Below are 25,461 nucleotides of genomic sequence, written 5' to 3'. Positions count from 1 at the left end.
GGTCGCCGCCGGTGGCGCTGTGGCTGCGGTTGTGGCTGTGCCTCAGACCGCCGGCACGTGGAAGAAGGTGTCGCGCGCGGCGATGCGGCCCTGCGGCGTCATCCGGAAGAAGTCCGCGAACCGCAGCTCGACCTCGCCGCCGTCGTGCAGCACGCCGCGGAACAGGCCGTGCACCGCCACCTCGTCGCCGGTGGTGACCACGGTGGCCAGGGTGTGGGTGCCGGCGCGGATCACCCGCTGGTCGCGGTAGAAGCGCTCCAGTGCGGCGTGCCCGACCATGGGCGGGTACCCGGGGCGGTGGTAGCGGGCGTCGGGGGTGAACAGGGCGACCAGCGCGGGCACGTCGCCGGCGTCGACCAGCTCGTAGTACCGGCGGACCTGGGACTCCCCCGGCGCTACGGCGGTCGGTGCTTCCGGTGTCGCGGGCGGTGCCGGGGTGTCGTCGGGCTGGGAGGGGGTGTGGACCATGCCGAAGGTGCTTCCTGTGATCGCCCTCAGGGGCTCAGGGTCGGGTACGGGGTGAGAGGACCGGTACGGACGCGGCGTCCGGGGCCTCCTCCAGGGCTTCGACCAGGCGCGCCGGGGTGGGCGCCTGGAACAGGGCGCCGAGGGTGAGGTCCCGGCCGAACCGCACCCGCACCCGGTTGACCAGCCGGGTCGCGAGCAGGGAGTTGCCGCCGAGCGCGAAGAAGCCGTCGTCGACGCCCACCTCGGGCCGGCCGAGCACCTCGGCGAACAGCGCGCACATCGTCCGCTCCGCCGGGGTGCGCGGCCCGGGCCCGGACGGTGCCGGCTCGGCGTCGGGGACGGGCAGCGCGGCCCGGTCGATCTTCCCCCTGGGCGTCAGGGGGAAGGCGTCGAGCACGACGATCGCCGAGGGCACCATGTAGTCCGGCAGGGCCGCGGCGGCGTGCTCCCGCACCGAGGCCGGGTCGAGCGCCGGGTCGGGCCCCGGGGCCCCGGCCGGGACGACGTAGCCGATCAGACGCCGGCCGGAGGAGGCGCCCGGGCCGGCGGCCACGGTCGCCTGGGCGACGGCGGGGTGCCCGGCCAGGACCGCCTCGATCTCGCCCAGTTCGATGCGGAAGCCGTGGAGCTTGACCTGTTCGTCCGCGCGGCCGAGGAACTCCAGCTCCCCCTCGGCGTTCCAGCGGACCACGTCGCCCGTGCGGTACATCCGCTCGCCCGGTTCGCCGAACGGGCACGGCACGAACTGGGCGGCCGTCCGGCGGGGGTCGTTCAGGTACCCGCGCGCCACGCCCGCACCGGCGACGTACAGCACGCCGGCCACCCCCGGCGGCACCGGGGACAGCGCCTCGTCCAGGACGTACACCCGCCGGTTGTCCACCGGCCGACCGAGGGGGACGACGTCGGGCACGGCCTGGCCGGGGCGGAGCACCCGGCGGGTGGTGAACGTGGTGGCCTCGGTCGGGCCGTACCCGGCGACCACCACGGAGTCCGGGCAGCGGTCCAGGACGCGCCGCACCGCGTCGGCCGGCACGATGTCGCCGCCGGTCCACACCTGGCCGACCCCGGCCAGCGTGCCCGGGGACTCCTCGGCGAACACCCGGAACAGCCCGGCCGTCAGCCAGAGCGCGCCGACCCGGTGGTCGACGATCTGCCGGTGGAGGTCCGCGAGCGCCAGCTCCCCGGGCGGGGCCACGACCACCCGGCCGCCGTTGAGCAGCGGCACCCACCACTCGTAGGTCGAGGCGTCGAAGGCGTGCGGGGAGTGCGCGAGCACGCGCGGGCCGTCCTCCTCGCGCCAACAGCCTTGCGCGGTCAGGCTGATGACGTTGCGGTGGCTCAGGGCCACGCCCTTCGGCGTGCCCGTGGAGCCCGAGGTGTACAGGACGCAGGCCAGGTGGTCCGGGCGCAGCGGCACGACGGGGTCGGTGGCCGGCTGGTCGGCGAGGCCGGGGTCGGCGTCGACGACGACACCGGGGGTGCCGAGGGACGGCGCGTGGTCCCGGGTGGCCCGGTGGGTGAGCAGCACCGCCGCCCCGGTGTCGTCCAGGACGCGGCGCAGGCGGGCCGCCGGGGCCCGGGTGTCCAGGGGTACGTAGGCGCCGCCGGCCTTGGTGGCCGCCAGGACCGCCACCACCACGTCGACGGAGCGTTCCATGAGCACGGCCACGGTGCTGTCGCAGCGGACGCCGAGGGCGATGAGCCGGTGGGCCAGCCGGTTGGCCCGGGCGTTCAACTCCGCGTAGGACAGGGTGGTTTCGCCGCACACCACGGCGGGCGCCTCGGGCCTGCGCGCGACCTCGGCCGCGAAGGCCGCGGGCACCGTCGGGTGCGGCAGCGGCCGCGTGGTGCGGTTGGCGGCCACGACGGTCCGGTGCCGTTCCTCGGGGGTGAGGAGGTCGGGCCGGCCGATCGGCCGGTCCGGGTCGGCGGCCACCGCGTCCAGGAAGCGGAGGAACCGCTGCTGGTGGGCGGTGAGTTCGGCCTCGGTGTAGAGCGCGGGGTTGGCGTCGAGGTCGAGCCGGGGCTCGGTGCCGTCGGAGCGGTCGTAGACGGAGAAGGAGATGTCCTCGACCGGCCCGTTGGACAGGTTGTGCACGGTGGCCCGGACGCCCGCGAAGTCCAGGTGGTAGTAGAAGGACATGATGTTGACGACGGGCCCGAACAGGACCCGCTCCGACCGGGCCGGGTCCAGTTCCCTGCGCAGGTCCTCGCTGCGGTGGCGCTGGTGCCCGCGCTGGGCGGCGACCTCCTCGGCCACCTGTCGCGCGAGCGCGGACAGGCTCTGCTCGGGGTGGACGCGCAGCCGCAGCGGCACCACGTTCGCCACCATGCCGGGGACGGCCGGTGCGGCGGAGCCGGTGCGCCCGGTCACCGGCATGCTGAGCACGACGTCCCGTTCGCCGCTGAGGCGGTAGAGGTACGCGGCGACCGCGGCGGTGAAGGCGGTGGGCCAGCTCGCCCCGGCGGGTCGCGCGGCCCGCCGCAGCGCGGCCAGGGTGGGCGCGTCGAGGCTGCCGGTGCGGCGCAGGAAGCCGTCCGAGGCGGGCGCCGAGCGGCTGGCGAGGCTGACCGGGTCCGGTCGTCCGGCCAGCCGGGCCGCCCAGAACTCCCGGTCCCGCTCGGGCTGTTCGGAGGCGTGGTAGGCGGCGTCGTGCGCCAGCAGGGCGCTCAGCGGCCCGAAGGCCGGCCCCGCCCCGGCCCGGCCCCCGACCAGTCCGGTGTAGGTCTTGGCGACGCGGCGCGCGATGAGCGACATGCTGAAGCCGTCGACCACGATGTGGTGGACGCGCTGGTACCAGAGGAAGCGGTCCGGCGCGACGGCGAACAGGGCCTGGCGGAACAGCGGGTCCCGGGTGAGCCCGAGCGGGGTGGACAGGTCGGCGCGCATCCAGCGCTCGGCCTCCCCCAGCGGGTCCGGCGTCGAGGTGAGGTCGACGTGGTGCATCGTCCAGTCGGGCGACGCGGTGACGACCTGCCGGGGGCCGTCGGCGCCGTCGGTGAGGCGGACGCGCAGGGACTCGGTCTCGTCCACCACGCGCCGTACGGCCGTCTCGAACAGCTCCGGGTCGATCGGCCCGGGGATGTCCACGTACTCACCGGTGTTGTAGGCGGGGCTGCCGGGGCGCAGGTGGTGGGCGAACCAGATGCCGGACTGCGCCGACGACAGCGGCAGCTCCTTCTCGTCGCTCATCCGAGCTCCTCCAGGACGGCCGACAGCGCGTCGGCGAAGCGGGCGACGTGCGGCGGCGACAGCATGTCGTGGTGGTTGCCGGGGACCTCGACCACGCTCAACGCCCCCCGGGTACGGTCCCGCCACCGGGCGGGGAGCACGACCGGGCCGCCGAGTTCGGGGTGGGTCTCGGCGCTGGTGAACAGGTGGATCGGTGTCCGCAGCCGTGCCGTCGACCGGTAGCGCCGGGCGGCGGCGCCGTTGGCGGTGAACACCCTTGCCATGCGCCGCAGTTGTTCGGTGCGCACCCCCTCGGGAAGGTGCTCGCGGCCCTCCGCGTCGTGGAGCAGCAGGGCGAGGGCGGCCTCCTCGTCGAGCTCCTGGAGGTCCCCGTCCGCCCCGGTGGCGGCTCCACCGGTGGACGCGGGCGCTCCGACGTCGATGATCCCGAGGAACCCCGGGGGGTTCCCCTGCTCCTCCAGCAGGCGGGCCAGCTCGAAGGCGACCAGCCCGCCGAAGGACCAGCCCGCCAGCAGGTACGGGCCGTCGGGCAGGACGGACCGCAGCTCCCGCAGGTAGCGCCGCGCCTGCTCCTCGACGGTGGCCAGGGCCGGCTCGTCGGTGTTGTAGCCGACGGCCTCCAGGCCGTAGACGGGCCGGCCGCCCAGAGGGGATTCGGCGAGCCGCTCGGTGAGCTGTCCGGCCAGGTGGAGGAAGGAGCACACGTCGCCGCTCTGCGGGTGCACCAGGATCAGCGGCGCCCGGCGGCGGTCCCCCTCGGCCAGCGGAACCACCAGTCGGCGCAGGGCCCGGGCCGCGTTGGGCAGTTCCGCGCACAGCCCCTCGACGGTGGGGTGGCGGAACACCGTGTTCAGCGGCACGGTCACCCCCCACTCCCGCCGGACGGCCTCCACCAGCTCGACCGCCCTCAGGGAGTGCCCGCCCAGCGCGAAGAAGTCGTCCCGGACGCCGACCCGCGGGGTGCCCAGCACGCGCTCCCAGATCCTGGTCATCAGGAGTTCCGGCAGGTCCCGTGGCGGGAGCGCACCGGCCTCGTGGTCGTGGCGGGCGGGCTCGGGCAGGGCCCCGCGGTCCACCTTGCCGTTGGTGGTCAGGGGGATCCGGTCGAGCGCGGTCAGCGTCGCGGGCACCATGAACTCGGGCAGGGTCTGGCGCAGGGAGCGCCGCACGGCCGCCACGTCACCCGGCCCGTCCTGCCACACCAGGTAACCGGCCAGTTCGGCGTCCGTCCCGCCGCCGCGCACCGTCACCGCGGCCCTGGCGACACCGGGCTGCGCGCACAGCGCGGCCTCGATCTCGCCCAGCTCGATGCGGTACCCGCGGATCTTCACCTGCTCGTCGGTGCGGCCGAGGAAGACCAGGCTGCCGTCCGGCAGGTACCGCGCCAGGTCGCCGGTCCGGTACAGCCGGCCGCCGTCCGCGCCGAACGGGTCGGGCACGAAGCGCTCGGCGGTCAGCCCCGGCCGGTTGGCGTACCCGCGGGTGACGCCGACCCCGCCGATGTGGATCTCCCCGGGGACGCCGACGGGCACCGGGGCGCCGGCCGGGTCCAGCAGGTAGATCCGGAGGTTGCCGAGCGGCCGGCCGATCGGCACGGACCCGCCCGGCCGGGCCAGGTCCCGGTCGGCGTCCACCCGCCGGGTGACGCAGCCGACGGACGCCTCGGTGGGACCGTAGCCGTTCCAGAGCGTGGAGACCCGGTCGAGGAGCCGCCGGGCCAGGGCGGGCTGGAGCGGTTCGCCCACGCAGATCGCCTGGAACCGGCCGCCCTGCCAGCCGCCGTCCAGCAGCAGGAGCCAGGTGGCCGGGGTGGCCATGAGCGTGGTGACGCCGAACTCGCGCATCATCTCCGTCAGGCGCGGGCCGTCGACCGCGACCTCCGACGGGGCGATCACCACGCTCGCGCCCCAGGCCAGCGGCATGAGCACCTGGGGGACGATGACGTCGAAGGAGATCGAGGCCACCGAGGCGACGACGTCGGACCCGTCGAGGTCCAGCTGTCGACCGCGGACCACCAGGTAGTTGACCACGCCCTCGTGCGGGACCAGCACGGCCTTGGGGCGGCCGGTCGAACCGGAGGTGTAGATCGAGTACGCCAGGTCGGCGGGCGTCGCGAGCGGCGGCAGCCGGTCCTCGGACAGGGCCGCGACGAGCGGGGCCTCGGCGTCCAGCCACACCGTCTCGGCGCCGTGCTCCGGCAGCCGGTCGGCCAGGGAGCGCCGGGTGAGCAGCAGCGGCACGTCGGCGTCGGCGAGCATGAACGACATCCGCTGGGCCGGGAGGTCCGGGTCCAGCGGCAGGTAGGCGGCGCCCGACTTGAGGACGGCCAGCAGGGCCACGACCAGCTCCGCCGAGCGCGGCAGGCAGACACCGACCAGGCGTTCCGGCCGGGCTCCCCGGGCTCGCAGGTGCCGGGCCAACCGGTTGGCCCGGCCGTCGAGTTCCCGGTAGGTCAGTCGCTCGCTTCCGCAGCGGACCGCCACCGCCTCGGGGGTCAGCCGGGCCCGCTCCTCCACCAGCTCGTGCACGCAGAGGTCGGCGGGGAAGGGTTCGTCGGTGGCGTTGGCGGCCACCAGCAGCGCCTCGCGCTCGGCCTCGGTGAGCAGGTCCAGGCGGGAGACCGGACGGTCGGGGTCGTCGGCCGCGGCGTCCAGCAGCCGGAGGTAATGGCCGACCAGGCGCTCCACGCTCGCGCGGTCGAACAGCGCGGTGTCGAAGGCCACGGTGCCGGTCGTGCCGGTCGTCCCGCTCGTGCCGGCCGTGCCGTCCGGGCCGCCCGGCCGGTCGGCGATCACCAGGCTGAGGTCGACCTTGGCCGTGCCGTTGTCGACCTCCAGCTGTTCGACCTCCGTCCCGGCCAGCCGGAGGGAGGCGGTCGGGTCGGACAGGCCGGCGACCATCACCTGGAACAGCGGGTTGCGGTCGAGGCCGCGGGCCGGCCGCAGCTCCTGCACCAGCCGCTCGAACGGTACGTCCTGGTGCGCGTAGGCGTCCAGGGCGGTCCGGCGGACCCGGTCGAGCAGCTCGGCGAAGCCCGGGTCGTCCGCGAGGTCGGTGCGCAGGACCACGGTGTTGATGAACGAGCCCACCAGCGGGTCGAGTTCCGGCCGGGTGCGGCCCGCGACCGGCGTGCCGACCGCCACGTCGGACTGCCCGCTGTAGCGGGCCAGCAGGGCCTGGAACCCGGCCAGCAGCGTCATGAACATCGTCGCGCCGTGCCGCCGGCCCAGCAGCCGCAGCCGCTCGGCCAGTTCCTCGGGCACCGTGAAGGTGATCCGCTCGCCCCGGCCCGCGCGGACCGGTCCGCGCGGACGGTCGGTGGGCAGGTCCAGCGGCGACAGCCCGGACAACTGTGCGCTCCAGTAGTCCAGTTGGCTCTGCAGGCGGTCGCCGGAGAGCCGGGCCCGCTGCCAGTGGGCGAAGTCCGCGTACTGGATCCGCAAGGGCGGCAGCTCGTGCTCGCGGCCTTCCAGCCGGCTCCGGTACATCGCCGACAGGTCGTCCCACAGCAGCGGCATCGACCAGCCGTCGACCGCGATGTGGTGGACGACCACCACCAGGAGGTGCTCGTCCTCGTCGACCCGCAGCAGCGACGCGCGCAGCAGCGGGGCGGCGGCCAGGTCGAAGGGGCGCAGGATCTCGGAGTGGACGAGGTCGAGGGCGAGTTCCGTCCGGCGTTCCGCGGGCTCGGTCCGCAGGTCCGTGACGGGCAGGTCGACCGGCCGGGCCGGCTCCACCGAGGGGACGGGGCGGCCGTCCTCCTCGGGGAAGGCGGTGCGCAGGACTTCGTGGCGCCGCACCAGGTCGGTGAGGCCGTGGCCGAGGGCGGCCACGTCCAGCGGGCCGCGCAGCCGGAAGACCTCGTGGACGTTGTACAGCGCGGGGCCGTCGGACAGCCGCTCGATCAGCCACATGCGCTCCTGGGTGAACGACGGCACCCGCGCACCCTCCGGGCGGGGCGGGACCGCGGCCTCCGGCTCGCCCTCGGCGGCCCTGCTCCGGGCCGCGCGGACGCGTTGGTCGAGCAGGGCGCGTAGGCCGGCCCGCGTGGAAGCGGTCGGCTGGCCGGGCTTTTCGGGGCGACTGTGCTGTGCCTTCACGGGTGACGGGCCTTTCCGGCGGGGAGCGGTTCCGCCTCGGCTTCGCCGAGGTCCGCTAGCAGCGCCGCGTCGATGCCGTCGGCGAGTTCGGCGACGGTCGGGTGGTAGAAGAGCAGGACGACCGGCAGTTCGAGGTCGAGCGCCCGGCCGAGCCGGGACATGACCTTCGAGGCGAGCAGCGAATGGCCGCCCAGTTCGAAGAAGTCGCTGTGCACGCCGTCCGGGGTGACTCCGAGCACCTCGGCCCAGGTCTCCAGCACGAGGAGTTCGGTCTCGGTCTCGGCGGCGCCGGCCTGGGAGGCATCGGGCCGCGGGGCCACGGGGTGCACGGTGGGAGCAGAGGAGCCGACGCGGAGGCCGGGCGGGGTCTGCCAGGCGGAGATCGGCCGCTCGGGAGCGCCGACGAGGTGGTCGAGCAGCGCTGTGAAGCCCTCGGCGAGCTGCCTCACCGTGTCGCGCTCGAAGAGGTCGGCGGCGTAGCGGATGACGCCGGTGAGGCGGTCGCCGAGGTCCGTCAGGGAGACCTCGATGTCGAACTTGGCGATGTCATTGGGTATCTGATGGCTGCTCACTTCCAGCCCAGGGAGGCCGGACGGGAGCGCGGGCGGATCCTCCAGCTGGAACATGACGGTGACCAGCGGGTGCTGGCCGAGGTCGCGCTCGGGCCGCAGCTCCTGCACCAGCCGCTCGAACGGCACGTCCTGGTGGGCGTAGGCCTCCACCGCGCACCGCCGCACCCGGGCGAGCACGTCGGTGAAGCCGGGGTCGCCGGACAGGTCGGTGCGCAGGACGAGGGTGTTGACGAAGAAGCCGACCAGCGGCTCCACCTCGATCCGGGTCCGCCCGGAGATCGGGGTGCCCACCGTCACGTCGTCCTGTCCCGTGCAGCGCGCGAGCAGGACCTGGAAGGCGGCCAGCAGCGTCATGAACGGCGTCACCTCGTGGGTGCGCCCCAGTGCGCGGATCCGGTCGGCGAGTTCCGCCGGGATCTCGATCTCGACCTGGTCGCCCCGACCGGACCACGCCGCGGGGCGCTCCCGGTCCGTCGGGAGCACCGACGGGACCAGGTCGGCCAAGTGCTGGCTCCAGTAGTCGAGTTGGCCTTGCAGCGCGGCTCCGGCCAGGTGGTTCCGCTGCCAGTGCGCGAAGTCGGCGTACTGGACGGGCAGGTCCGGCAGGGCGATCGGCCGGCCGTCGACGGCGGCGCCGTACCCGGCGGAGAACTCCTGCCACAGCACCGGCAGCGACCAGCCGTCGCAGGCGATGTGATGGATCACCAGGACCAGCAGGTGGTCGTCGGGGGCGACGCGGATCAGTCGGGCCCGCAGCATCGGGGCGGCGCCGAGGTCGAAGGGGGCCGCCAGGTCGGCGGCCACCAGCTCCCGGGCCCGCTGCCAGGCCTGCTCCGCCGGGGTGTGCGCCAGGTCGGTGATCGTCGGCACGAAGGTCTCGACCGGCTCCGTGACGTGGCACGGGCCGTCCTCGGAGTCGGCGATCCTGCCGCGCAACACCTCGTGGCGCCGCACGACGTCGGTCAGCGCCCGGACGAGCGCCTCCTGGTCCAGCCGGCCACGCAGGCGGACCGCGGTCGGGACGTTGTGGTCCGGCAGACCCGGCCGCAACCGGTCGAGGAACCACAGCCGTTGCTGGGCGAAGGACAACTGGGTCGGAGCGTGCGCGCTCCGATCGGAGCCAGGCATGACGGATCCACCTTTCACGGCGATCGGGAGCGCTAAAGCACCCCGGAAATCCCCTCGCCGATTCGCTTCTTCGCGAACAGTACGGCGGATACTAGGCAGCTCCCGTCTCACTCCGCAAGACAGAGAAGGGGGTCGAAGGCATCAGGACAATCTTTACGCCAGACCCCGCTAATCCTTATGTAGATTGAACACGCTCGACGGCTAGCATCCGCGCGCCCGACCGCCACACCCTCCCTGACGTGCCGTCATCGTGTAGATCGAGCACACCACTTCCGTGGACGAGCACCACGTGATAATTCTTCTTTCGCCGGGAAGGCGGTCGGACGGGCCCCTTTCGTGTCGGCCCTTCATTGTTCCGAAAAAGATCGGTGAACCCGTTGCATGAACTCATCCGTTGTCTATAGAGCCCACCCCGTTGCATGAACTCGGAGAAGTCATGATGCAGCAGCCAAGCCTGGTGGGTTCATTCGTCTCGCACGCCACCGACCACCCCGGTGATCCGGCCCTGGTGTGGCACGGGGAGGAGACGACCTACCGCGAACTCCACCGGGCGGCGGAGCGGGAGCGCCTGCGGATCGCCCGGCTCGCCCCGGACGGCGACGAGCCGATCGGCATCCCGGCCGCCAAGTCGCCCTCGACGATCGCCCTGGTGCTCGCCTGCCTGCTGGAAGGGCGGCGCTTCCTGCTGCTACCGGCGCCCGTACCGGAGGGCGGGACCGCCCACGCGCCGGCCGAGCGGGCCGGCATCCGGCACGTCCTCTCACCGGAGGACCCCGGTCCGGACGCCCGGGAGCGGCCGGCGGAACCGAAGCCGCCGCGCGCCACGGAACCCGCCGACGTCTCCTTCATGTTCACCACCTCCGGTTCCACCGGGCGGCCGAAGATCGTGCCGCTGAGCACGGGCGCGGTGGACCGCTTCACCACCTGGGCCGGCGAGCGGTTCGGCATCCGTCGGGGAACGACGGTCCTCAACTACGCGCCGCTCACCTTCGACCTGTGCCTGCTGGACATCTGGGCCACGCTCAAGCACGGCGGCCGCGTCGTCCTGGTCGATCCGGCCCGGGCCACCCAGCCGGGCCACCTGCTGGACCTGCTCTCCCGCCACGAGGTCCAACTCGTCCAGGCGGTACCGATGTTCTACCAACTGCTGGTCGACGCGACCGCGCAGAGCGGCCGCCGGCTCGACACCGTCGAGCACGTCGTCTTCACCGGCGACAGCCTGCCCGCCCGCTGCCTGGCCGAGCTGCCGCGCCTGTTCCCCGGCGCGCGGCTCCACAACGTCTACGGCTGCACCGAGACCAACGACAGCTTCCTGCACGAGGTCGACGGCACCGAGCCGCCGGACGGCCCGGTGCCGATCGGGCGCCCGCTGCCCGGAGTCCACGCGGTGATCGTCGGCGCCGACGGCGCGATCGTCACCGGGCCGGGCACCGGCGAACTCCACGTCGCGACGCCCTTCCAGACCGACGGCTACCTGGACCGGGCCCAGGACGCCGACAGGTTCGCGACCCACCACCACGACGGGGAGACCCGGCGCTACTTCCGCAGCGGCGACCTCGTCCGGCGCGACGAGGACGGCCGCGTCACCCTGGAAGGCCGCAACGACCACCAGGTCAAGGTCCGCGGCACCCGGGTCAACACCCACGAGGTCGAACAGGTGCTGCTCGACCACCCCGAGGTCGTCGAGGCGGCCGTGGTGGCCGTACCCGACCCGGTGGCCGGCCGCCTGCTGCGCGGCCTGGTCCGCCGCGCCCCGGACAGCCGGCTGAACTCGCTGGCGCTGCGCCGGCACTGCGCCCAGCGCCTCCCGCTCACCGCCGTCCCCTCGACCCTGCGGATCGTGGACGACCCGCTGCCCAGGACGTCCACCGGAAAGATCGACCGCGCGCCCGTCGAGCGCGCCTGCTCCCCCTCCCAGCCCACCGAAGGAACGGCCACGTGAACCACGCCGCGGTAGTCACCCAGTTCATCATCGAGGAGTTCCTGCCCGACGTCGGCCCGAACGAGCTGGACGCCGACTACGACCTCGTGGACGGCGGGGTCATCGACAGCCTCGGCCTGCTCAAGACGATCGCCTGGCTGGAGGACCGCTTCGACGTGCGCGTCGAGGAGTTCGACCTCGACCCGGACAGCTTCCGCTCCGTCGGCTCGATCAGCAGGTTCATCGACCAGGCCCAGCCGCAGCGGACGGACGCCCTCTAGTCATGCACGAGGTGCTGCGAGCGCTGATCCGCCGGGACCGCGCCGTCGACCAGGAGCTGTGGGGGTCCTTCTGGGACCAGCTGCGGGACGGCGCCCTGCGGCCCGGCGAAACGGTGGCGCTGCTGTCCTCGCTGTCCACCCGGATGCCCGACCGGGACACGCTGGTCGCGATGCTCCGCTCGCTGGACGAGCGGCGGCCGACCGTCGCCGCGCGGCTGGACGGCACGGCCAACATCGTCGGCACCGGAGGCGGGCCGGCCACGTTCAACATCTCCACCGCCGCGGCCTTCCTCGCCTCGGCCCTGGGCGTCCGCGTCGTCAAGACGGGCTCCCGCGCCTACACGAGCGCCTGCGGCTCCCACGACCTGCTCGACCGCCTCGGTATCGCACGGACCACCTCGTACGAGCGGACCGAGGAGCGGCTGGAACGCTTCGGCATCGCCTTCCCGGGGAACTTCGTCTACCCGCGGGAGGTTGCGCTGCTGGCCCGGAGCATCGTGCCGATGGACCTGCGGATGATCGGCGGGTTCATCAACTCCGTCGGGCCCTTCCTGGCCGCGGTGCCGGTCTCCGCCCAGCTCGTCGGCGTCTCGGACCGTTCGCTGCTGCCGGCGCTGGGCCAGGTCGCCGCCACCGTCACCGACCGGAGGATCTGGCTCTGCTCCAACGAGCTGGGCATCGACGAGCTCGTCGGCTCCGTCGACAACCTCCTCCTCCCCAATGACGGCACCGACCCGATCCACCTGCCGGCCGAGGCTCCCGCGAGCGCGACCGACACGATCGCCGAACTGCGGCCCGCCGCCGGAGGAGAGGACGTGGTCGAGCACTTCCTCGGCGTGCTCTCCGGAGCGGGGACGGCGCTCGCCACCCGGACCGTCTGCCTGAACGCCGCCGCACTGGCCGTCGCGAGCGGGCTGATCGACGGGTGGCCGGAGGCGATCCGGGCGGCCGAGGACGCCCTGCGCGGCGGCGCCGCCCGCGACCTCGTCGACCGCCTCCGCACCCGACCGGCGCGTGCGCGGTGAGCGGGTTCTTCGCCCGCCGGCCACCGGACCGGCCCGGCCTGGCCGTGTTCCTCAACGCCGGAGACCCCCCGCTGCCCGTCCTGGCCGACGTGATGCGGATGCTCGACGACTGCCGGGTGGACTGCCTGGAGCTGGCGGTGCCCTTTCCGAACTCGGTCACCGACGGGCCCGTCATCCGCCGCTCGGCGCAGCGGGCCCTGGCCGACGGCGTCGGACTCGACGAGGTGCTCGACTTCCTCGCCGGGGTCCTGCCCGGGCTGCGCCACCTGCGGGTGGCCCTGCTGGCCGACTGGAGCCACACGGTCAGGGCCCCGACCGTGCCCGGCTTCGTCCGGCGGGTCGCCGACGCGGGCGTCCACGGGCTGCTGGTCCACGGCCTGCCGCCGCGGCTGCGGGCCGACTGCCTCGACGCGGTGCGGGCGGCCGGGCTGCCCCTGGTCGCCACCTGCTACGCCGCGTCGTCGCCCGAGGTACAGGCCGCGGCCGCCGACTGCGCCACCGCGTACCTGTACCTGGTGGCCCACTACGGCCGCAGCGGCGGCGGGCTCACCGCCGACCACCGGGAGCTGGCCGCCGCGCTGGCCGCGCTGCGGACGAGGACCACCGCACCGATCGCCGTCGGGTTCGGCGTCCGCTCCCGGGCGGACATCGACCTGCTGCACGGCCTCGGCGCCGACGCCGCGGTCGTGGGCAGCGCCGGGGTCGCCCGGATCGAGCACGCCCTCGCCGAAGGGGCCGACGTGGTCGAGGAGTTCCACACCTTCATCCAGACCGTTTCGCCGTACTCACCAAGCCGCCAGGAGGCACACCGATGATCGTCCGACACCTTGCCGACGTGAAGACCGTGGACTGGGGCAACGGGCTCAGCCGCCGGTTCCTGCTCGAGTCCGACGGCCTGGGCTACACGATGACGGACACCACCGTCCGGGCCGGCACCAAGTCGCGGCTGGAGTACCGCCGCCACCTGGAGGCCTGCTACTGCATCGAGGGGAAGGGCGAGGTCGTGGACACCGACGGCACCTCCCACCCGCTGGAGCCGGGCACGCTGTACGCGCTCGACCGCAACGACGCCCACTTCCTGATCGCGAGCCCGGAGGAGGACCTCCGCCTGGTGTGCGTGTTCTCGCCCGCGCTGCGCGGCGACGAGCGCCACAACCTGGACTCGGCCGACTTCTCCGAGTACTGACAGGGACGGACAGATGATCAGGTGGAACGCCGACCAGCTCGCCCTGGGCGAGGGGATCGCCCAGTGGTGCGAGGAGCTCAGCTCCGGCCATCTCGAAGGGGACGCCGAAGGCGCCTTCCCGTGGGACAAGTGGAAGCTGATCCAGAGGTCCGGGATCCTCGGCCTGCCGTTCGACGAGCAGTGGGGCGGGCTGGGCCAGGACCTGCTCACCACCATGCACGTGCTCGAACGGCTCGGCACCGGGTGCCGTGACGGCGGACTGAACTTCTCGGTCGCCACCCACCTGGTCGGCGTCGGGGTCCCGCTGCAACGGTTCGGCTCGCCGGAGCTCAAGGCGCGCCACCTGCCGGGGATCTGCTCGGGAGAGACGATCGGCGCGCACGCGATCAGCGAGACCGAGAGCGGCTCCGACGCGCTGGCGATGAGGACCACGGCCACCCGCGAGGGCGACGACTTCGTCCTGCGGGGCGGCAAGTCCTTCATCACCAACGGCCCGGTGGCCGACGTGTTCGTGGTGTACGCGCGCACCCACCCGAGCAGCGGCCCGCTCAGCATCACCGCCTTCGTCGTGGAGCGGGACACCCCGGGGCTCGTCATCGGGCCGCCCGTCGCCACCATGGGGCTGCGGACCGCGCCGCTGAGCGAACTGCACTTCGACGACTGCCGGATCCCCGCGTCCGCCGTGATCGGCCGGGTCGGCTCCGGGTTCCTGGTCCTGGACCACGTGATGAAGTGGGAGATCCTCTGCTCCTTCGTCATCAGCACCGGGCAGATGCGCCACCGGCTCGACCGCTGCGTCGAGTACGCCAAGGAACGCGTCCAGTTCGGCAGTCCGATCGGCTCGTACCAGTCGATCTCCCACAAGCTCGTGGAGATGAGCATCGGCCTGGACACCGCGCGGAAGTGGCTCTACGACACGGCCGTCCGGCTGACGCAGGGCGAGAACGTCACGAGGGACATCGCCGTCAGCAAGCTCCTCGCCAGCGAGAGCAACCTCTCCTCCGCCCTGGCCGCCGTGCAGATCTTCGGCGGCAGCGGGTACCTGGCCGAGTACGGGCTGGAGAAGGACCTGCGCGACGCGGTCGCCGGCCCGATCTACTCGGGCACGTCGGAGATCCAGCGCAACCGCGTCGCCGCCATGTTGGGGCTGTGACGCCCGATGCTGCTCAAGATCTGCGGAGCCGCCTCGGCCGAGGACGTGGCCTCGCTCGACCGGGCCGGCGCCGACCTCGTCGGCCTGTGGCACGGCGTCCCGAGGGGTCACGCCGACCTGACGCTCGATCAACTCACTGTGGTGGCAGGCGCTGTCCATCGAACCGCGCGACTGCGACCGGTCCTCGTGACCTTCCTCAACGACGCCGAGGCGCTGCGCGCGGCGACGGCCGCGGCCCGGATGCCGTGGGTCCAACTGCACGGCTACCAGCCGCCGGGACTGGTCCGCACCCTCAAGGGCAGCACGGACCTCATCGTGGTCAAGGTGCTGCACCTCGGTGCGGACACCCGCGCGGAGCGGTCCCTGATCGCGGCGTACGAACGGGCGGGAACGGACCTCTTCCTGCTGGACGCGGTGGCCGGGGACGGCCGGATCGGCAGCACCGGGCAACCGGCCGACTGCGCGGCCGTCCTCGGGATCGCGGACCGCCTCTCGCGCCCCTTCCTGCTGGCCGGCGGCCTCTCGGCCGACAACCGGGAGGCCTACCGGGCGGTGCTGGACCACCCCCTGTTCCTGGGCATCGACGTGGACACCGCGGCCAGGGACCCCGACGGACGGCTGAGCACCGAGCGGGTCACGGCCGTACGGCGCGGCTGGCGGGTGCCGGACGGCGCCGGGGCGGCCGGGAGGCCCGGATGACGGCCGCGTTCATCGAGGCGCTGCTGGACGCCCGCCGACCGGTGATCATGGAGCTCAAGCGCCAGGACGCTGCCGGGCAGGACCTGTTCGGCGACAGGTCGGCCGCCCGGCTGGTCGCCGACTACCAGGAGGTCGGCGCCCCCTGCCTGTCCGTGGTGACCGGGCGGTGGTTCGGCGGCACCCCGGAGCTGCTGCGCGAGGTCGTGGCGGCGACGGACTTGCCCGTGCTGCAGAAGGACTTCATCACCCGCCGGAGCCAGCTGCACCAGGCCCGCGAGAGCGGCGCGTCCGCGGTCCTGCTCACCGCCGCGCTGCTGCCGCGCGCCACCCTGGGCCACCTGGTCGAACTCGGCCTGAGCCTGGGCCTGACGCCGTTCGTCGAGGTCGTCACCGAGGAGGAGATCAGCCGTGTGCCACGCGCCGAGGAGTGCGTGATCGCGGTGAACAACAAGGACATCGGCGACCGCGAACGCGGCGCCGGCGACCTCGGGCGGAGCTCGGCGCTCCTGCCCGCGGTGCTGGGCAGCGGCACCCGGTGCCCGGTGAGCGCCGGGGCCGTCCGCTCCCCCGAGGACGCGGCCCGCCTGCTCCAGGAGGGCTTCGCCGGTGTGCTCATCGGGACGGGCCTCCTGCGCGCCCCCAGCCTGCCGGCCTGGCTGGACGGCCTCGACGCCCGCCGTGGCACCCGCGCCGACCCTCGCCACGAACCGGCTCCACCCCCAACCATCGACATCCGGAGGTAACGGCATGACCAGCGAAGCACCCGAGCAGTGGAAGGTCGTCGTCAACGACGAGGAGCAGTACTCGATCTGGTCCGCCGACCGCGAGACCCCGGCGGGCTGGCACGAGGACGGCGTACGGGGCGCGAAGGACGACTGCCTCGCGCACATCGAACGCGTCTGGACCGACATGCGCCCCCGCAGCCTGCGCCTGCGCTCCGTCCCGGAGGAGGGTGGTGCGCAGTGAGCCGGACGCTCGCGCCGCACGGTGCGCGCCCCGCGACCGGGCCCGTGCTCTCCACCACCCTGAACCTCCCGGAGTGCCGGGCCCGGGGCTGGGTCGTCGTCGACTCCATGGTCGACGGCCTGGCCATGGGCGGCACCAGGATGACCCCGACGGTGACCGAGCGGGAGCTGGCCGGGCTCGCCCGGGCGATGACCCACAAGCTGGCGCTGGTCGGCCTGCCCATCGGCGGTGCCAAGGCCGGCATCGCCCCCGATCCCGGCGCCGCTGTCGAACGGCGGGCGGTGATGCGGGAGTTCGGCCGCGCCGCGGCCCCGCTGCTGCACGGCGGGGTGTACCTGGGCTGCGACCAGGGCACCACCTACGCCGACCGGCGGCAGGCCTTCGAGGCCGCCGGGTACGACGTCACCCGCCGCCCCGGCACCACCCGCCTCACCGTCGGCTGGGCCGAACTGTGGGACCACATGGCCGACATCACCGGGTTCGGCGTGGCCGTGGCGGTGCTCGGCGCCCTGCGCGCCTCCGGTGCGCGGACCCCGCAGCGCGTCGCGATCCAGGGCTTCGGCACCGTCGGGCGCGCGGTGGCCGACCACCTGGCCGCCCACGGCCACCTGGTGGTGGCGGTGGCCGACGTCCTGGGCACCGTCGAGGACCAGCGCGGACTGCCCGTCGCCGAACTCACCGCGCTCACCAGCAGCGACGGCACGATCGACCGGAGCCGGCTGCCCGCCCGGGTCACCGTCCACGGGCCCGGGCAGGCCTGGCTGCACGTCGACGCCGACGTGCTGGTGCTGGCGGCCTCCCCCGCCGCGGTCGACGAGGAGGCGGTGCCGGCGGTCCGGGCCCGCCTGGTGGTCGAGGGCGGAAACCTGAGCTGCACCGAACCGGCCCGCCGGCTGCTGCGCGAGGCCGGCCACACCGTCCTGCCGGACGTGGTGGTCAACGTCGGCGGGGCGGCGGCGACCGGGTGCGTGCTCACCGGGCTGGCCCCGTCCGACCTGCCGCTCCCCAAACTGTCCGGGTGGCTGCGCGACTGGGTCGCCGGCCGGGTCGCCAGGAACTGCGAGCTGGTGCAGGAGCTGAGCGCCTCGGGCAGCGCCGACCCGGTCGCCCAGCTCCTCGGCTCGCGCGCGACCCCGCCCGGCGCCACCGGATCGGAGGCCTCGGCCGAGCGGTGACCGGGCCGGCGGACGCGCCGCCCCGCGGAACGCGGCCTCGCGGCGGGGCGGCGCGGCGCGCCGGCTACTTGACCGAGCCTGCGGTGAGCCCGGAGACGACGTGGCGCTCGATCACCGCGAACAGCACGACGACCGGCACGATGGCCACCAGCGAGGCGGCGAACACGTAGTTCCACTGCACGCTGTAGGCGCCGATCATGTTGTTGATGCCGACCGTGAGCGGCTGCCGGTCGGGCGAGTTGGTGAGGGTCAGGCCCATGATGAACTCGTTCCAGGCCGAGATGAACGTGAAGATCACGGCGGTGACCACGCCGGGCAGCGCCAGCGGCAGGGTGACGCGGAACAGCGCGCCCATGCGACCGTTGCCGTCGATCATCGCGGCCTCCTCCAACTCCCTGGGTATGGAGCCGATGTAGGCGCTCAGGATCCAGATCGCGAAGGCCAGGTTGAAGGCGGCGTTGGCGAGCACCAGGACGATCGGGGTGTCCAGCAGGTCCAGCGCGAAGAACTCCCGGTAGAGGCCGACCTGAAGGGCGGTGGGCTGGAACATCTGGGTGACCAGCACCAGCAGCAGGAAGGCCTTGCGGCCGCGGAAGCGCACCCGGGCGGTGTAGTACGCGGCGGGCAGGGCGACCAGCAGCACCAGCAGCGTCGAGCCTCCGGCCACCAGCAGGGTGGTCCGCAGGTTCTGGCCGAGCGTGGTGTCCGTCCAGACCCTGGTGAAGGCGGAGAAGTCGAAGTGCGTCGGCAGGTAGGAGTTGTCCCGCAGCTGGCCGGCCGGGCGTCCGCCGGTGATCAGCATCTCGACGTACGGGAGCACGAAGAGCGCGGCGAGCGCCCAGGCCAGCGCGGTGAGCAGGACGGTCCGTGCGCGCGGGCGGTGCTTCGCCGGCGGCGACTGCGGGGTGGTCACCGGCCCTCCTCCTCGTTCCAGCGGCTGACCTTGAGGAAGACGGCCACCATGAGGACCACGACGACGAAGTTGACCACGGACATCGCGGCGGACTCGGCGACGTCGTAGCCGCGCAACATGTACATGAACACGGTGGTGGTGGCGGTGTCGGCGTTCGGGCCGCCCTGGGTCATGCCCCAGATGACCGGGAAGGAGTTGAAGACGTTGATCAGGTTGATCACCAGACCGACCAGGAAGGCCGGGCGCAGCAGCGGCAGGGTGACCTTGCGGTAGGTCTGCCAGGGCGTGGCGCCGTCGACCCTGGCGGCCTCGTGGACCTCCTCGGGGATGGTCTGCAGGCCGGCCAGCAGGGTGTAGGTGGTGAACGGCAGTGAGACGAAGACGGCGACGAGCACCAGCCAGGGCTTCGCGTGGGCGGCGTCGCCGAGCCAGGCCTGGGAGCGGTCGATCAGGCCGAGGTCGAGCAGCAGCCGGTTGAACACGCCGGCGACCTGGTCGAGCATCCAGCGGAAGCCGATCGCGGTCATCAGTACGGAGGCGGCCCAGGGCGCGACGAGCGCCCAGCGGGTGACGCGACGGCCGGGGAAGTTCCGGTTGAACAACTGCGCCAGCGCGAGCGAGATCAGCATGGTCAGGCCGACGACGACGACCGTCCAGACGACGGTCCAGGTCAGCACTCCGGCCAGGCGGGGGTCCCCGAAGAGCTTGCGGTACTTGACCAGGCCGGCCGGGCCGTGGTCGGTGCCGGTGGTGTCGATCTTCCGCAGTGAGGTGGCGACCATCTCGACGACCGGCCACACGACCACGCCGAGGATGAGCACGATGGCCGGGGCCAGCCACGGCAGTGGCCCGAGCCGTTCGAACAGGGCACGGCGCCCGGGTGCGGGGCCCGGGCCCGGGGCCGACGGACGCTTCGGCGGCGCGGCCGGCCGGGCGGGTTCGCCGGGCCGGGCGTCTGTGCTGCTGGGGGATGACACGGTGTCGGGATTCCTTGTTCGCTCGTCCGGGTCACTCACCGGCCTGCTGCGCGGCCTTCTGGAGCGCGTCGAGGGTCTTCTTCGGGTCGCTGACCGCGCTGCCGATCTGCGTCTTGATCTGCGCGGAGACCGCCGGCCAGGTCGGGTCGCTGAGGGGGTAGAACGTGGCGGTGGGCAGGATCTGCAGGAACGGTGCCAGGGCCTGCTCGTCCGGATCGGCCTGGAGCGCGGTGAGCGCGGACCGGGTTACCGGCAGCAGGCTGTACTCCTTGTCGAACCTCACCGCGTTGTCCCGGCCGTAGGCGAAGTCGAGGAAGGCCTTGACCTGTTCCTTGTGGCCGCCCTTCCTGAAGGCCATCATCCAGTCGGCGACGCCGAGGGTGGCCTTTCCGGTGCCGTCCTTGCTGGGCATCGCGGTCCAGGTGACGTCCATGCCCTTGAGGTCGTTCAGCTGGGTGGGGATGCCGTTGAGCATGCCGACCTTGCCGGAGGCGAAGTCCTTGGCCAGGTCGGTGCGGTTGACGGAGGCCGGGCTCTGCTCGGTCAGGCCGGCGTCCACCCAGCTCTTGAGCTGCCCGAAGGTGTCGACGTTGGCCTGCGAGTTGATGCTGTACCGGCCCTTGGCGTCCTGGTAGCCGCCGTGGTTCTCCAGCATCCAGATGAACGACTCGCCCTGCGCCTCCTCCTTGCCCAGCGGCACGCCGAGCGGGATCTCCACGCCGGCGTTCTTCAGCGCGGTGGCGGCGGTGGTGAGGTCGGCCCAGGTCCTGGGCGGGGCGGCCGGGTCGAGGCCGGCCTTCCTGAAGAGCTCGTTGTTGAACAGGAACATCCGGGCGCTGGAGATGAACGGGATGCCGTACCGGGTGCCGTCCTGCTCGCCGGCCTGCGCCATCGCGGGGAGCAAGTCCGCCGCGGTGCTGCCGGAGAGGACCTCCTGGGCCGGGTAGAGCTGGCCGTTCTTGGCGAAGTCCGCGTAGCCGCCGGTCTGCAGGACGTCCGGCTGGTTGCCGTTCTGCACCATCGTCTTGACCTGGGTGTCGATGTCGTTCCAGTTGATGACCTGGAGGTCGACCTTGATCTCGGGGTTCTGCTGCTCGAAGGCCGAGATCACGCCCTGCCAGTACGCCTGACTCGGGTTCTGGCCGTTGGAACCGTAGTCGGCGGCGACGAACCTGATCGTCGTCACCCCGTCGGCGGAGGTCGAACCGGAGGCCGAGCCCTTGCCGCATCCGGACAGTGCGAGCGTTCCGGCCAGGGTGGCCGCGGACAGGGCGAAAAGGCGCCGCTTCATCTCTGGTACCGCCTTTGCGAGTGGGGGCCGACCCCGCGGTGGCCCGGGTGAGGGATGGTGCGACCTGCACGAAGCTGCGCTGCATGACCACTGTTTGATCAACATCGAGCAGATGCGCCGAACTGAGTTTGCCTCGCCGGCCGGGTGCCGCAAGGCACTCGGTGGATCAGTATTGCTCACAGATGACGCGTTGGGCTATGAATAGAGCAGTTTCAAGCAGATGCTTGCAGCAGAAAGCGGCGCTCGGTGCGGACCTGTCCCCGAGCGCGCCGCCCGTGCCCCCAGCGAGGAGAGCCAGATGAGTCACGTCGAACGGGAGATCGCCAGCCAGCCGGAGTGCTGGCGCAGGGCACTGGAACTGGAGCCCGCAGGACTGCCCGAGCACGGCGAACGGGTGGCCGTGATCGGCTGCGGCACCTCGCTCTACATCGCGCAGGCGTACGCGGGCCTCCGCGAGGGTGCCGGCCTCGGTGAGACCGACGCCTTCGCGGCCTCCGAGTTCCCGGCGGCCCGGGCCTACGACCGTGTCGTCGCCATCACCCGCTCGGGAACCACGACCGAGGTGCTCGCCGCGCTGCAGCGCTGCGGCGGGACGCCGACCGTCGCGCTCACCGGCGACCTCGCCACCCCGGTCGGCACGGCCGCCGGGACCGTGGTCGACCTGGAGTTCGCCGACGAGAAGTCGGTGGTGCAGACCCGCTTCGCCACCACCGCGCTGGCGCTGCTGCGCGGCCGCCTCGGGCTCGCCCCCGCCGACCTGGCCGCCCACGCCGAGCGGGCGCTGGCCGCCCCGTTGCCCGAACGGTCCACCGGGGCTGGCCAGTTCACCTTCCTCGGGACCGGCTGGACGGTCGGCCTGGCCCACGAGGCGGCCCTCAAGCTGCGCGAGGCCTCCGGGTCGTGGACCGAGTCCTACCCGGCCATGGAGTACCGGCACGGCCCGATCAGCGTCACCGGCCGCGGCAGCGTGGTGTGGTTCTTCGGCGAGCCGCCGACCGGGCTGGTCGACCAGGTCGAGCCGACCGGCGCCGTGCTGTCGGTGAGCGCGCTGGACCCGATGGCCGACCTGATCCGCGCCCAGCGGCTCGCCGTCGAACTGGCCAAGGGCCGCGGCCTGGACCCCGACCAGCCGCGCAACCTCACCCGCTCCATCGTGCTCACCCGGCCGTGACCGCGACGGCGATCGCCCTCGACGTCGGCGGAACCCACATCAAGGGCGCGGCGGTGGCCGCGGACGGCCGCCTCCGCCACACCGAGCGCTGGTTCACCCGCGCCGAACGCGGGCCGGAGGCCGTCCTCCAGACCGTCCTCGACCGCGCCGCCGAACTCGCCGGGCGCTTCCGCCCGGCCGCCGCGGGGATCGCCGTGCCCGGCATCGTCGACGAGGCGGCCGGCACCGCGGTGCTGGCCGCCAACCTCGGCTGGCGGGACCTGCCCGTCCGGCAGCTGCTGTCCGAACACCTGGGCATCCCGGTCGCGTTCGGGCACGACGTGCGGGCCGGGGGCATCGCCGAGGCCAGGGCCGGCGCCGGCCGCGGCAGCCGCGACTTCCTCTTCGTACCCGTCGGCACCGGGATCGCCGCCGCGCTGATGGTCGACGGGCGGCCGCTCACCGGCAGCCACACCCGGGCCGGCGAGCTGGGCCACCTGGTGGTGCGTCCCGGCGGCGAGCCGTGCGCCTGCGGCCGTCGCGGTTGCGTGGAGACCCTCGCCTCGGCGGCCGCCGTCGCCCGCCGCTACACCGCCGCCACCGGGGAGGCGGGCGTCACCGCCGAGCAGGTCGGCAGGCGCGCCGCGACCGGGGACCGCACGGCCGCCACCGTCTGGCGGGAGGCCGTCGACGCACTCGCCGACGGCCTGGCGAGCGCGATCACGCTGCTCGACCCCGAGCGGATCGTGATCGGCGGCGGCCTCGCCCGGGCGGGCGAGCCGTACTTCGCGCCACTGCGGGCGGCTCTGACGGCGCGGCTCTCCTTCCAGACGATGCCCGAGCTCCTGCCCGCCGAACTCGGCCACGAGGCGGGCTGTTTCGGTGCCGGACTGCTCGCGCGGGACCTTCTGGGCGAGGGAGCGGCGGCGTGATCCTCACCGTCACCCTGAACGCCGCCCTGGACATCACCCACCACCTGGACCGGATGCGCCCGCACGGCAGCAACCGGGTCCGGGCGGTGGCCCAGCGCGCGGGCGGCAAGGGCGTCAACGTCGCCCGGATCCTGCACGCCCTCGGCCACCCGACCGTGGTCACCGGCCTGACCGGCGGCCTCACCGGCCGGGCGATCCGCGCCGAACTGGCGTCCGCCGGCCTGGCCGACCGCATGCTGGCGATCGCGGGCGAGTCACGGCGGACGGTGGCCGTGGTCGAGGAGGACGCCGGGGACACCACGATCCTGCTCGAACCCGGCCCGGTGGTGGGCGTCGGGGAATGGGCGCGGTTCCTCGACCACCTCGACACCCTGCTGCCGCACGCCGCGGCGGCGGTCCTCTCCGGCAGCCTGCCGCGCGGCGTGCCCGAGGACGCCTACGCCCACCTGCTCCGGCTCGCGCACGCGCACGGCGTCCCGGCGGTGCTCGACGCCGACGGGACGGCGCTGAGCACCGCGTTGGCGGCCGGACCGGCCCTGGTCAAGCCGAACGCGGAGGAACTCACCGCCGCCACCGGCCTCACCGGTCCGGTGGCCGCCGCCCGCAGGCTGCGGGCCGCGGGCGCCGGTGCGGTGGTCGCCTCGCTCGGCGCCGACGGCCTGGTCGCCGTCACCCCGCACGGCGGTTGGCGCGCCCGCTCGCCCGAGCGCCTGGCCGGCAACCCCACCGGCGCGGGCGACGCCGCGGTCGCCGCGCTCACCCTCGGCCTGGTCCGCGGTGAGCCCTGGCCCGACCGGCTGGCCGAGGCCGTGGCACTGTCCGCGGCCGCCGTCGCCGCACCGCTGGCCGGCGACTTCGACCCCGCCCTCCACCACGCCCTGCGGTCCCGCGTGGACGTCCACCCCTTCGCCACCGAGGAGTCAGACCCATGCCCCTGAGCGGAACCGGCCCGATCGCCGCCGCCGCGGCCGAAGCCGCGTGCGGTGTCGGCGCCTTCAACGTCATCCAGCTGGAGCACGCCCAGGCGATCGTCGCCGGGGCCGAGGCCGCCGGTGCGCCGGTGATCCTGCAGATCAGCGAGAACGCCGTGCGCTACCACGGCGCCCTCGGGCCGATCGGCGCCGCCACGCTGGCCGTCGCCCGGGCCGCGCGGGTGCCGGTCGCGGTCCACCTGGACCACGCCACCTCCGTGGAACTCGTGGACCGGGCCGTGGAGTTGGGCTTCACCTCGGTGATGTTCGACGCTTCGGCGCTGTCGTACGCGGAGAACGTGCGGGCCACCGCCGAGGTGGTGCGCCGGTGCCACGCCGCGGGCGTCTGGGTGGAGGCCGAACTGGGCGAGGTCGGCGGCAAGGACGGCGTCCACGCCCCGGGGGTGCGCACCGATCCGGCCGAGGCCGCGGCGTTCGTCGCCGCCGCCGGCGTGGACGCGCTCGCGGTGGCCGTCGGCACCTCGCACGCGATGCCCACCCGCGACGCGGCGCTCGACTTCGAGCTCATCGGACGGTTGCGCCGGGCGGTGCCGGTCCCGCTCGTACTGCACGGCTCCTCGGGTGTGGCGGACGGGGACCTCACCGCGGCCGTGGAAGCCGGCATGACCAAGGTCAACATCGCCACCCACCTCAACCGGGTGTTCAGCACCGCCGTCCGCCGGGCCCTGGCCGACGACGCGCGGCTGGTCGACACCCGCCGCTACCTCGGGCCGGCCCGCGCGGCCGTCGCCGCCGAGGTCACCCGGCTGCTCGGCGTCCTCAAGGCCACAGCACCGGCGCCCTGAGCCACCACGACACGGCAACGGCCGCCCGTCCCCGCGTGGGGGAGGGCGGCCGTCGGCGTCGCTCAGGCGGGCTCGACGGTGGAGAACCTCTCGCCGCCGACGATCCACCGGCCGCGGCGCATGACGGCGACCAGGTCGTAGCCCTCCGAGTCGACCACGACCAGGTCGGCGAGCTTGCCGGTCTCCAGCGAGCCGATCGAGTCGCCCAGGCCGAGCAGCCGGGCCGGGGTGGCGGACAGCGACTCGACGGCCTGGCCGAGCGTCAGCCTCCCGACGGTGAGGGCTCTTCGGAACACCCGGTCGAGGGTCGCCGTGGACCCGGCGATGGAGCTGCCGTCCGGGAGCATGGCCACGCCGTCCTTGACCTCGACCTGGAGCGGGCCGAGCGGGTAGAGGCCGTCGCCCATGCCGGCCGCGCCCATCGCGTCGGTGATCAGGGCGACCCGGTTCGCGCCGGCCGTGCCGTAGGCGAGGTCCAGGACGGAGGGGTGCAGGTGCACGCCGTCGTTGATCAGCTCGACGGTGACCCGCTCGTCCTCCAGCAGCGCCACGAT

22 protein-coding genes are annotated in these 25,461 nt (G+C 73.7%); 14 read left to right on the top strand and 8 right to left on the bottom strand.

What is annotated here, in order from left to right:
- Window positions 1-42: 42 nt before the first annotated feature.
- The 4 genes from ACFY4B_RS22010 to ACFY4B_RS21995 are packed head-to-tail and all read right to left on the bottom strand — an operon-like array spanning window position 43 to window position 9,461.
- Window positions 43-468 (bottom strand): nuclear transport factor 2 family protein, encoded by a 426-nt coding sequence (locus ACFY4B_RS22010; protein ID WP_387970029.1) that lies wholly within the window; start codon window positions 466-468, stop codon window positions 43-45.
- Between the two features lie 34 nt (window positions 469-502).
- Window positions 503-3,661 carry an amino acid adenylation domain-containing protein gene (locus tag ACFY4B_RS22005; RefSeq protein ID WP_387970026.1) on the bottom strand — a complete coding sequence of 1,053 codons (3,159 nt, stop codon included), beginning with the start codon at window positions 3,659-3,661 and terminating at the stop codon, window positions 503-505.
- The gene (locus tag ACFY4B_RS22000; RefSeq protein WP_387970023.1) at window positions 3,658-7,761 is read right to left on the bottom strand and encodes an amino acid adenylation domain-containing protein; all 4,104 of its coding nucleotides are present in this window, start codon (window positions 7,759-7,761) and stop codon (window positions 3,658-3,660) included. Before ACFY4B_RS22000 ends, ACFY4B_RS22005 begins: the two co-directional genes overlap by 4 nt.
- Window positions 7,758-9,461 carry a condensation domain-containing protein gene (locus ACFY4B_RS21995; protein WP_387970020.1) on the bottom strand — a complete coding sequence of 568 codons (1,704 nt, stop codon included), beginning with the start codon at window positions 9,459-9,461 and terminating at the stop codon, window positions 7,758-7,760. The genes ACFY4B_RS22000 and ACFY4B_RS21995 overlap by 4 nt, the downstream gene beginning before the upstream one ends.
- A gap of 436 nt (window positions 9,462-9,897) precedes the next feature.
- Between ACFY4B_RS21995 and ACFY4B_RS21990 the strand changes: the two genes are divergently transcribed.
- Genes ACFY4B_RS21990 through ACFY4B_RS21945 form a run of 10 tightly spaced genes read left to right on the top strand, consistent with a single transcriptional unit; the run spans window position 9,898 to window position 17,867 of the window.
- Window positions 9,898-11,403 (top strand): AMP-binding protein, encoded by a 1,506-nt coding sequence (locus ACFY4B_RS21990; protein ID WP_387970017.1) that lies wholly within the window; start codon window positions 9,898-9,900, stop codon window positions 11,401-11,403.
- Window positions 11,400-11,663, top strand: a complete 264-nt coding sequence (locus ACFY4B_RS21985) for a phosphopantetheine-binding protein (RefSeq protein ID WP_074005830.1) — start codon at window positions 11,400-11,402, stop codon at window positions 11,661-11,663. The genes ACFY4B_RS21990 and ACFY4B_RS21985 overlap by 4 nt, the downstream gene beginning before the upstream one ends.
- A 2-nt stretch (window positions 11,664-11,665) precedes the next feature.
- On the top strand, window positions 11,666-12,688 hold the full coding sequence (locus tag ACFY4B_RS21980) for an anthranilate phosphoribosyltransferase (protein WP_387970014.1): 1,023 nt from the start codon (window positions 11,666-11,668) through the stop codon (window positions 12,686-12,688).
- Window positions 12,685-13,503, top strand: a complete 819-nt coding sequence (trpA, locus tag ACFY4B_RS21975; RefSeq protein ID WP_387970012.1) for a tryptophan synthase subunit alpha — start codon at window positions 12,685-12,687, stop codon at window positions 13,501-13,503. The genes ACFY4B_RS21980 and trpA overlap by 4 nt, the downstream gene beginning before the upstream one ends.
- On the top strand, window positions 13,500-13,874 hold the full coding sequence (locus ACFY4B_RS21970; protein ID WP_049650325.1) for an ectoine synthase: 375 nt from the start codon (window positions 13,500-13,502) through the stop codon (window positions 13,872-13,874). The genes trpA and ACFY4B_RS21970 overlap by 4 nt, the downstream gene beginning before the upstream one ends.
- 13 nt (window positions 13,875-13,887) lie before the next feature.
- Window positions 13,888-15,027, top strand: coding sequence for an acyl-CoA dehydrogenase family protein (locus tag ACFY4B_RS21965; RefSeq protein WP_049650324.1), 1,140 nt, complete (start codon window positions 13,888-13,890; stop codon window positions 15,025-15,027).
- 6 nt (window positions 15,028-15,033) lie between these two features.
- Window positions 15,034-15,726: an N-(5'-phosphoribosyl)anthranilate isomerase gene (locus ACFY4B_RS21960; protein WP_387970010.1), complete on the top strand. Its 693-nt coding sequence runs from the start codon at window positions 15,034-15,036 to the stop codon at window positions 15,724-15,726.
- Entirely contained in the window at window positions 15,723-16,469 is a 747-nt protein-coding gene (locus ACFY4B_RS21955; protein WP_387970008.1) for an indole-3-glycerol-phosphate synthase, read from the top strand. Before ACFY4B_RS21960 ends, ACFY4B_RS21955 begins: the two co-directional genes overlap by 4 nt.
- Before the next feature lie 4 nt (window positions 16,470-16,473).
- The gene (locus ACFY4B_RS21950) at window positions 16,474-16,692 is read left to right on the top strand and encodes an MbtH family NRPS accessory protein (RefSeq protein WP_049650321.1); all 219 of its coding nucleotides are present in this window, start codon (window positions 16,474-16,476) and stop codon (window positions 16,690-16,692) included.
- Entirely contained in the window at window positions 16,689-17,867 is a 1,179-nt protein-coding gene (locus tag ACFY4B_RS21945; RefSeq protein ID WP_387970005.1) for a Glu/Leu/Phe/Val dehydrogenase dimerization domain-containing protein, read from the top strand. Before ACFY4B_RS21950 ends, ACFY4B_RS21945 begins: the two co-directional genes overlap by 4 nt.
- A gap of 64 nt (window positions 17,868-17,931) precedes the next feature.
- On the opposite strand, the gene ACFY4B_RS21940 is transcribed toward ACFY4B_RS21945, so the two are convergent.
- The 3 genes from ACFY4B_RS21940 to ACFY4B_RS21930 are packed head-to-tail and all read right to left on the bottom strand — an operon-like array spanning window position 17,932 to window position 21,048.
- Window positions 17,932-18,780 (bottom strand): carbohydrate ABC transporter permease, encoded by an 849-nt coding sequence (locus ACFY4B_RS21940; protein WP_387970003.1) that lies wholly within the window; start codon window positions 18,778-18,780, stop codon window positions 17,932-17,934.
- A complete protein-coding gene (locus ACFY4B_RS21935) occupies window positions 18,777-19,757 on the bottom strand; it encodes a carbohydrate ABC transporter permease (RefSeq protein ID WP_375874685.1) in 981 nt (326 codons plus the stop codon). Before ACFY4B_RS21935 ends, ACFY4B_RS21940 begins: the two co-directional genes overlap by 4 nt.
- 31 nt (window positions 19,758-19,788) lie before the next feature.
- Complete coding sequence (locus ACFY4B_RS21930; protein ID WP_380741048.1) at window positions 19,789-21,048, bottom strand: extracellular solute-binding protein; 1,260 nt, start codon at window positions 21,046-21,048, stop codon at window positions 19,789-19,791.
- A 298-nt stretch (window positions 21,049-21,346) separates the two neighbouring features.
- Between ACFY4B_RS21930 and ACFY4B_RS21925 the strand changes: the two genes are divergently transcribed.
- From ACFY4B_RS21925 to ACFY4B_RS21910, 4 genes are read left to right on the top strand one after another with little or no spacing between them, the layout of a single operon-like run.
- Window positions 21,347-22,219, top strand: coding sequence for an SIS domain-containing protein (locus ACFY4B_RS21925; RefSeq protein WP_387969999.1), 873 nt, complete (start codon window positions 21,347-21,349; stop codon window positions 22,217-22,219).
- The gene (locus ACFY4B_RS21920) at window positions 22,216-23,130 is read left to right on the top strand and encodes an ROK family protein (RefSeq protein WP_387969996.1); all 915 of its coding nucleotides are present in this window, start codon (window positions 22,216-22,218) and stop codon (window positions 23,128-23,130) included. Before ACFY4B_RS21925 ends, ACFY4B_RS21920 begins: the two co-directional genes overlap by 4 nt.
- Window positions 23,127-24,068, top strand: a complete 942-nt coding sequence (locus tag ACFY4B_RS21915) for a 1-phosphofructokinase family hexose kinase (protein WP_387969993.1) — start codon at window positions 23,127-23,129, stop codon at window positions 24,066-24,068. The genes ACFY4B_RS21920 and ACFY4B_RS21915 overlap by 4 nt, the downstream gene beginning before the upstream one ends.
- Window positions 24,059-24,907, top strand: a complete 849-nt coding sequence (locus ACFY4B_RS21910) for a ketose-bisphosphate aldolase (RefSeq protein ID WP_387969989.1) — start codon at window positions 24,059-24,061, stop codon at window positions 24,905-24,907. Before ACFY4B_RS21915 ends, ACFY4B_RS21910 begins: the two co-directional genes overlap by 10 nt.
- Window positions 24,908-24,969: 62 nt before the next feature.
- Here ACFY4B_RS21910 and ACFY4B_RS21905 read toward each other — a convergent pair.
- The coding region (locus ACFY4B_RS21905; RefSeq protein WP_387969986.1) for an amidohydrolase family protein at window positions 24,970-25,461 on the bottom strand (492 nt) is incomplete at its 5' end.

Origin of the sequence: Kitasatospora sp. NPDC001261 (genome assembly GCF_042896795.1) — a bacterium.
Taxonomy (GTDB): Bacteria; Actinomycetota; Actinomycetes; order Streptomycetales; family Streptomycetaceae; genus Kitasatospora.
Note: the sequence above shows the minus strand (reverse complement) of the source record. Positions and strands in the feature narration are given on the sequence as shown.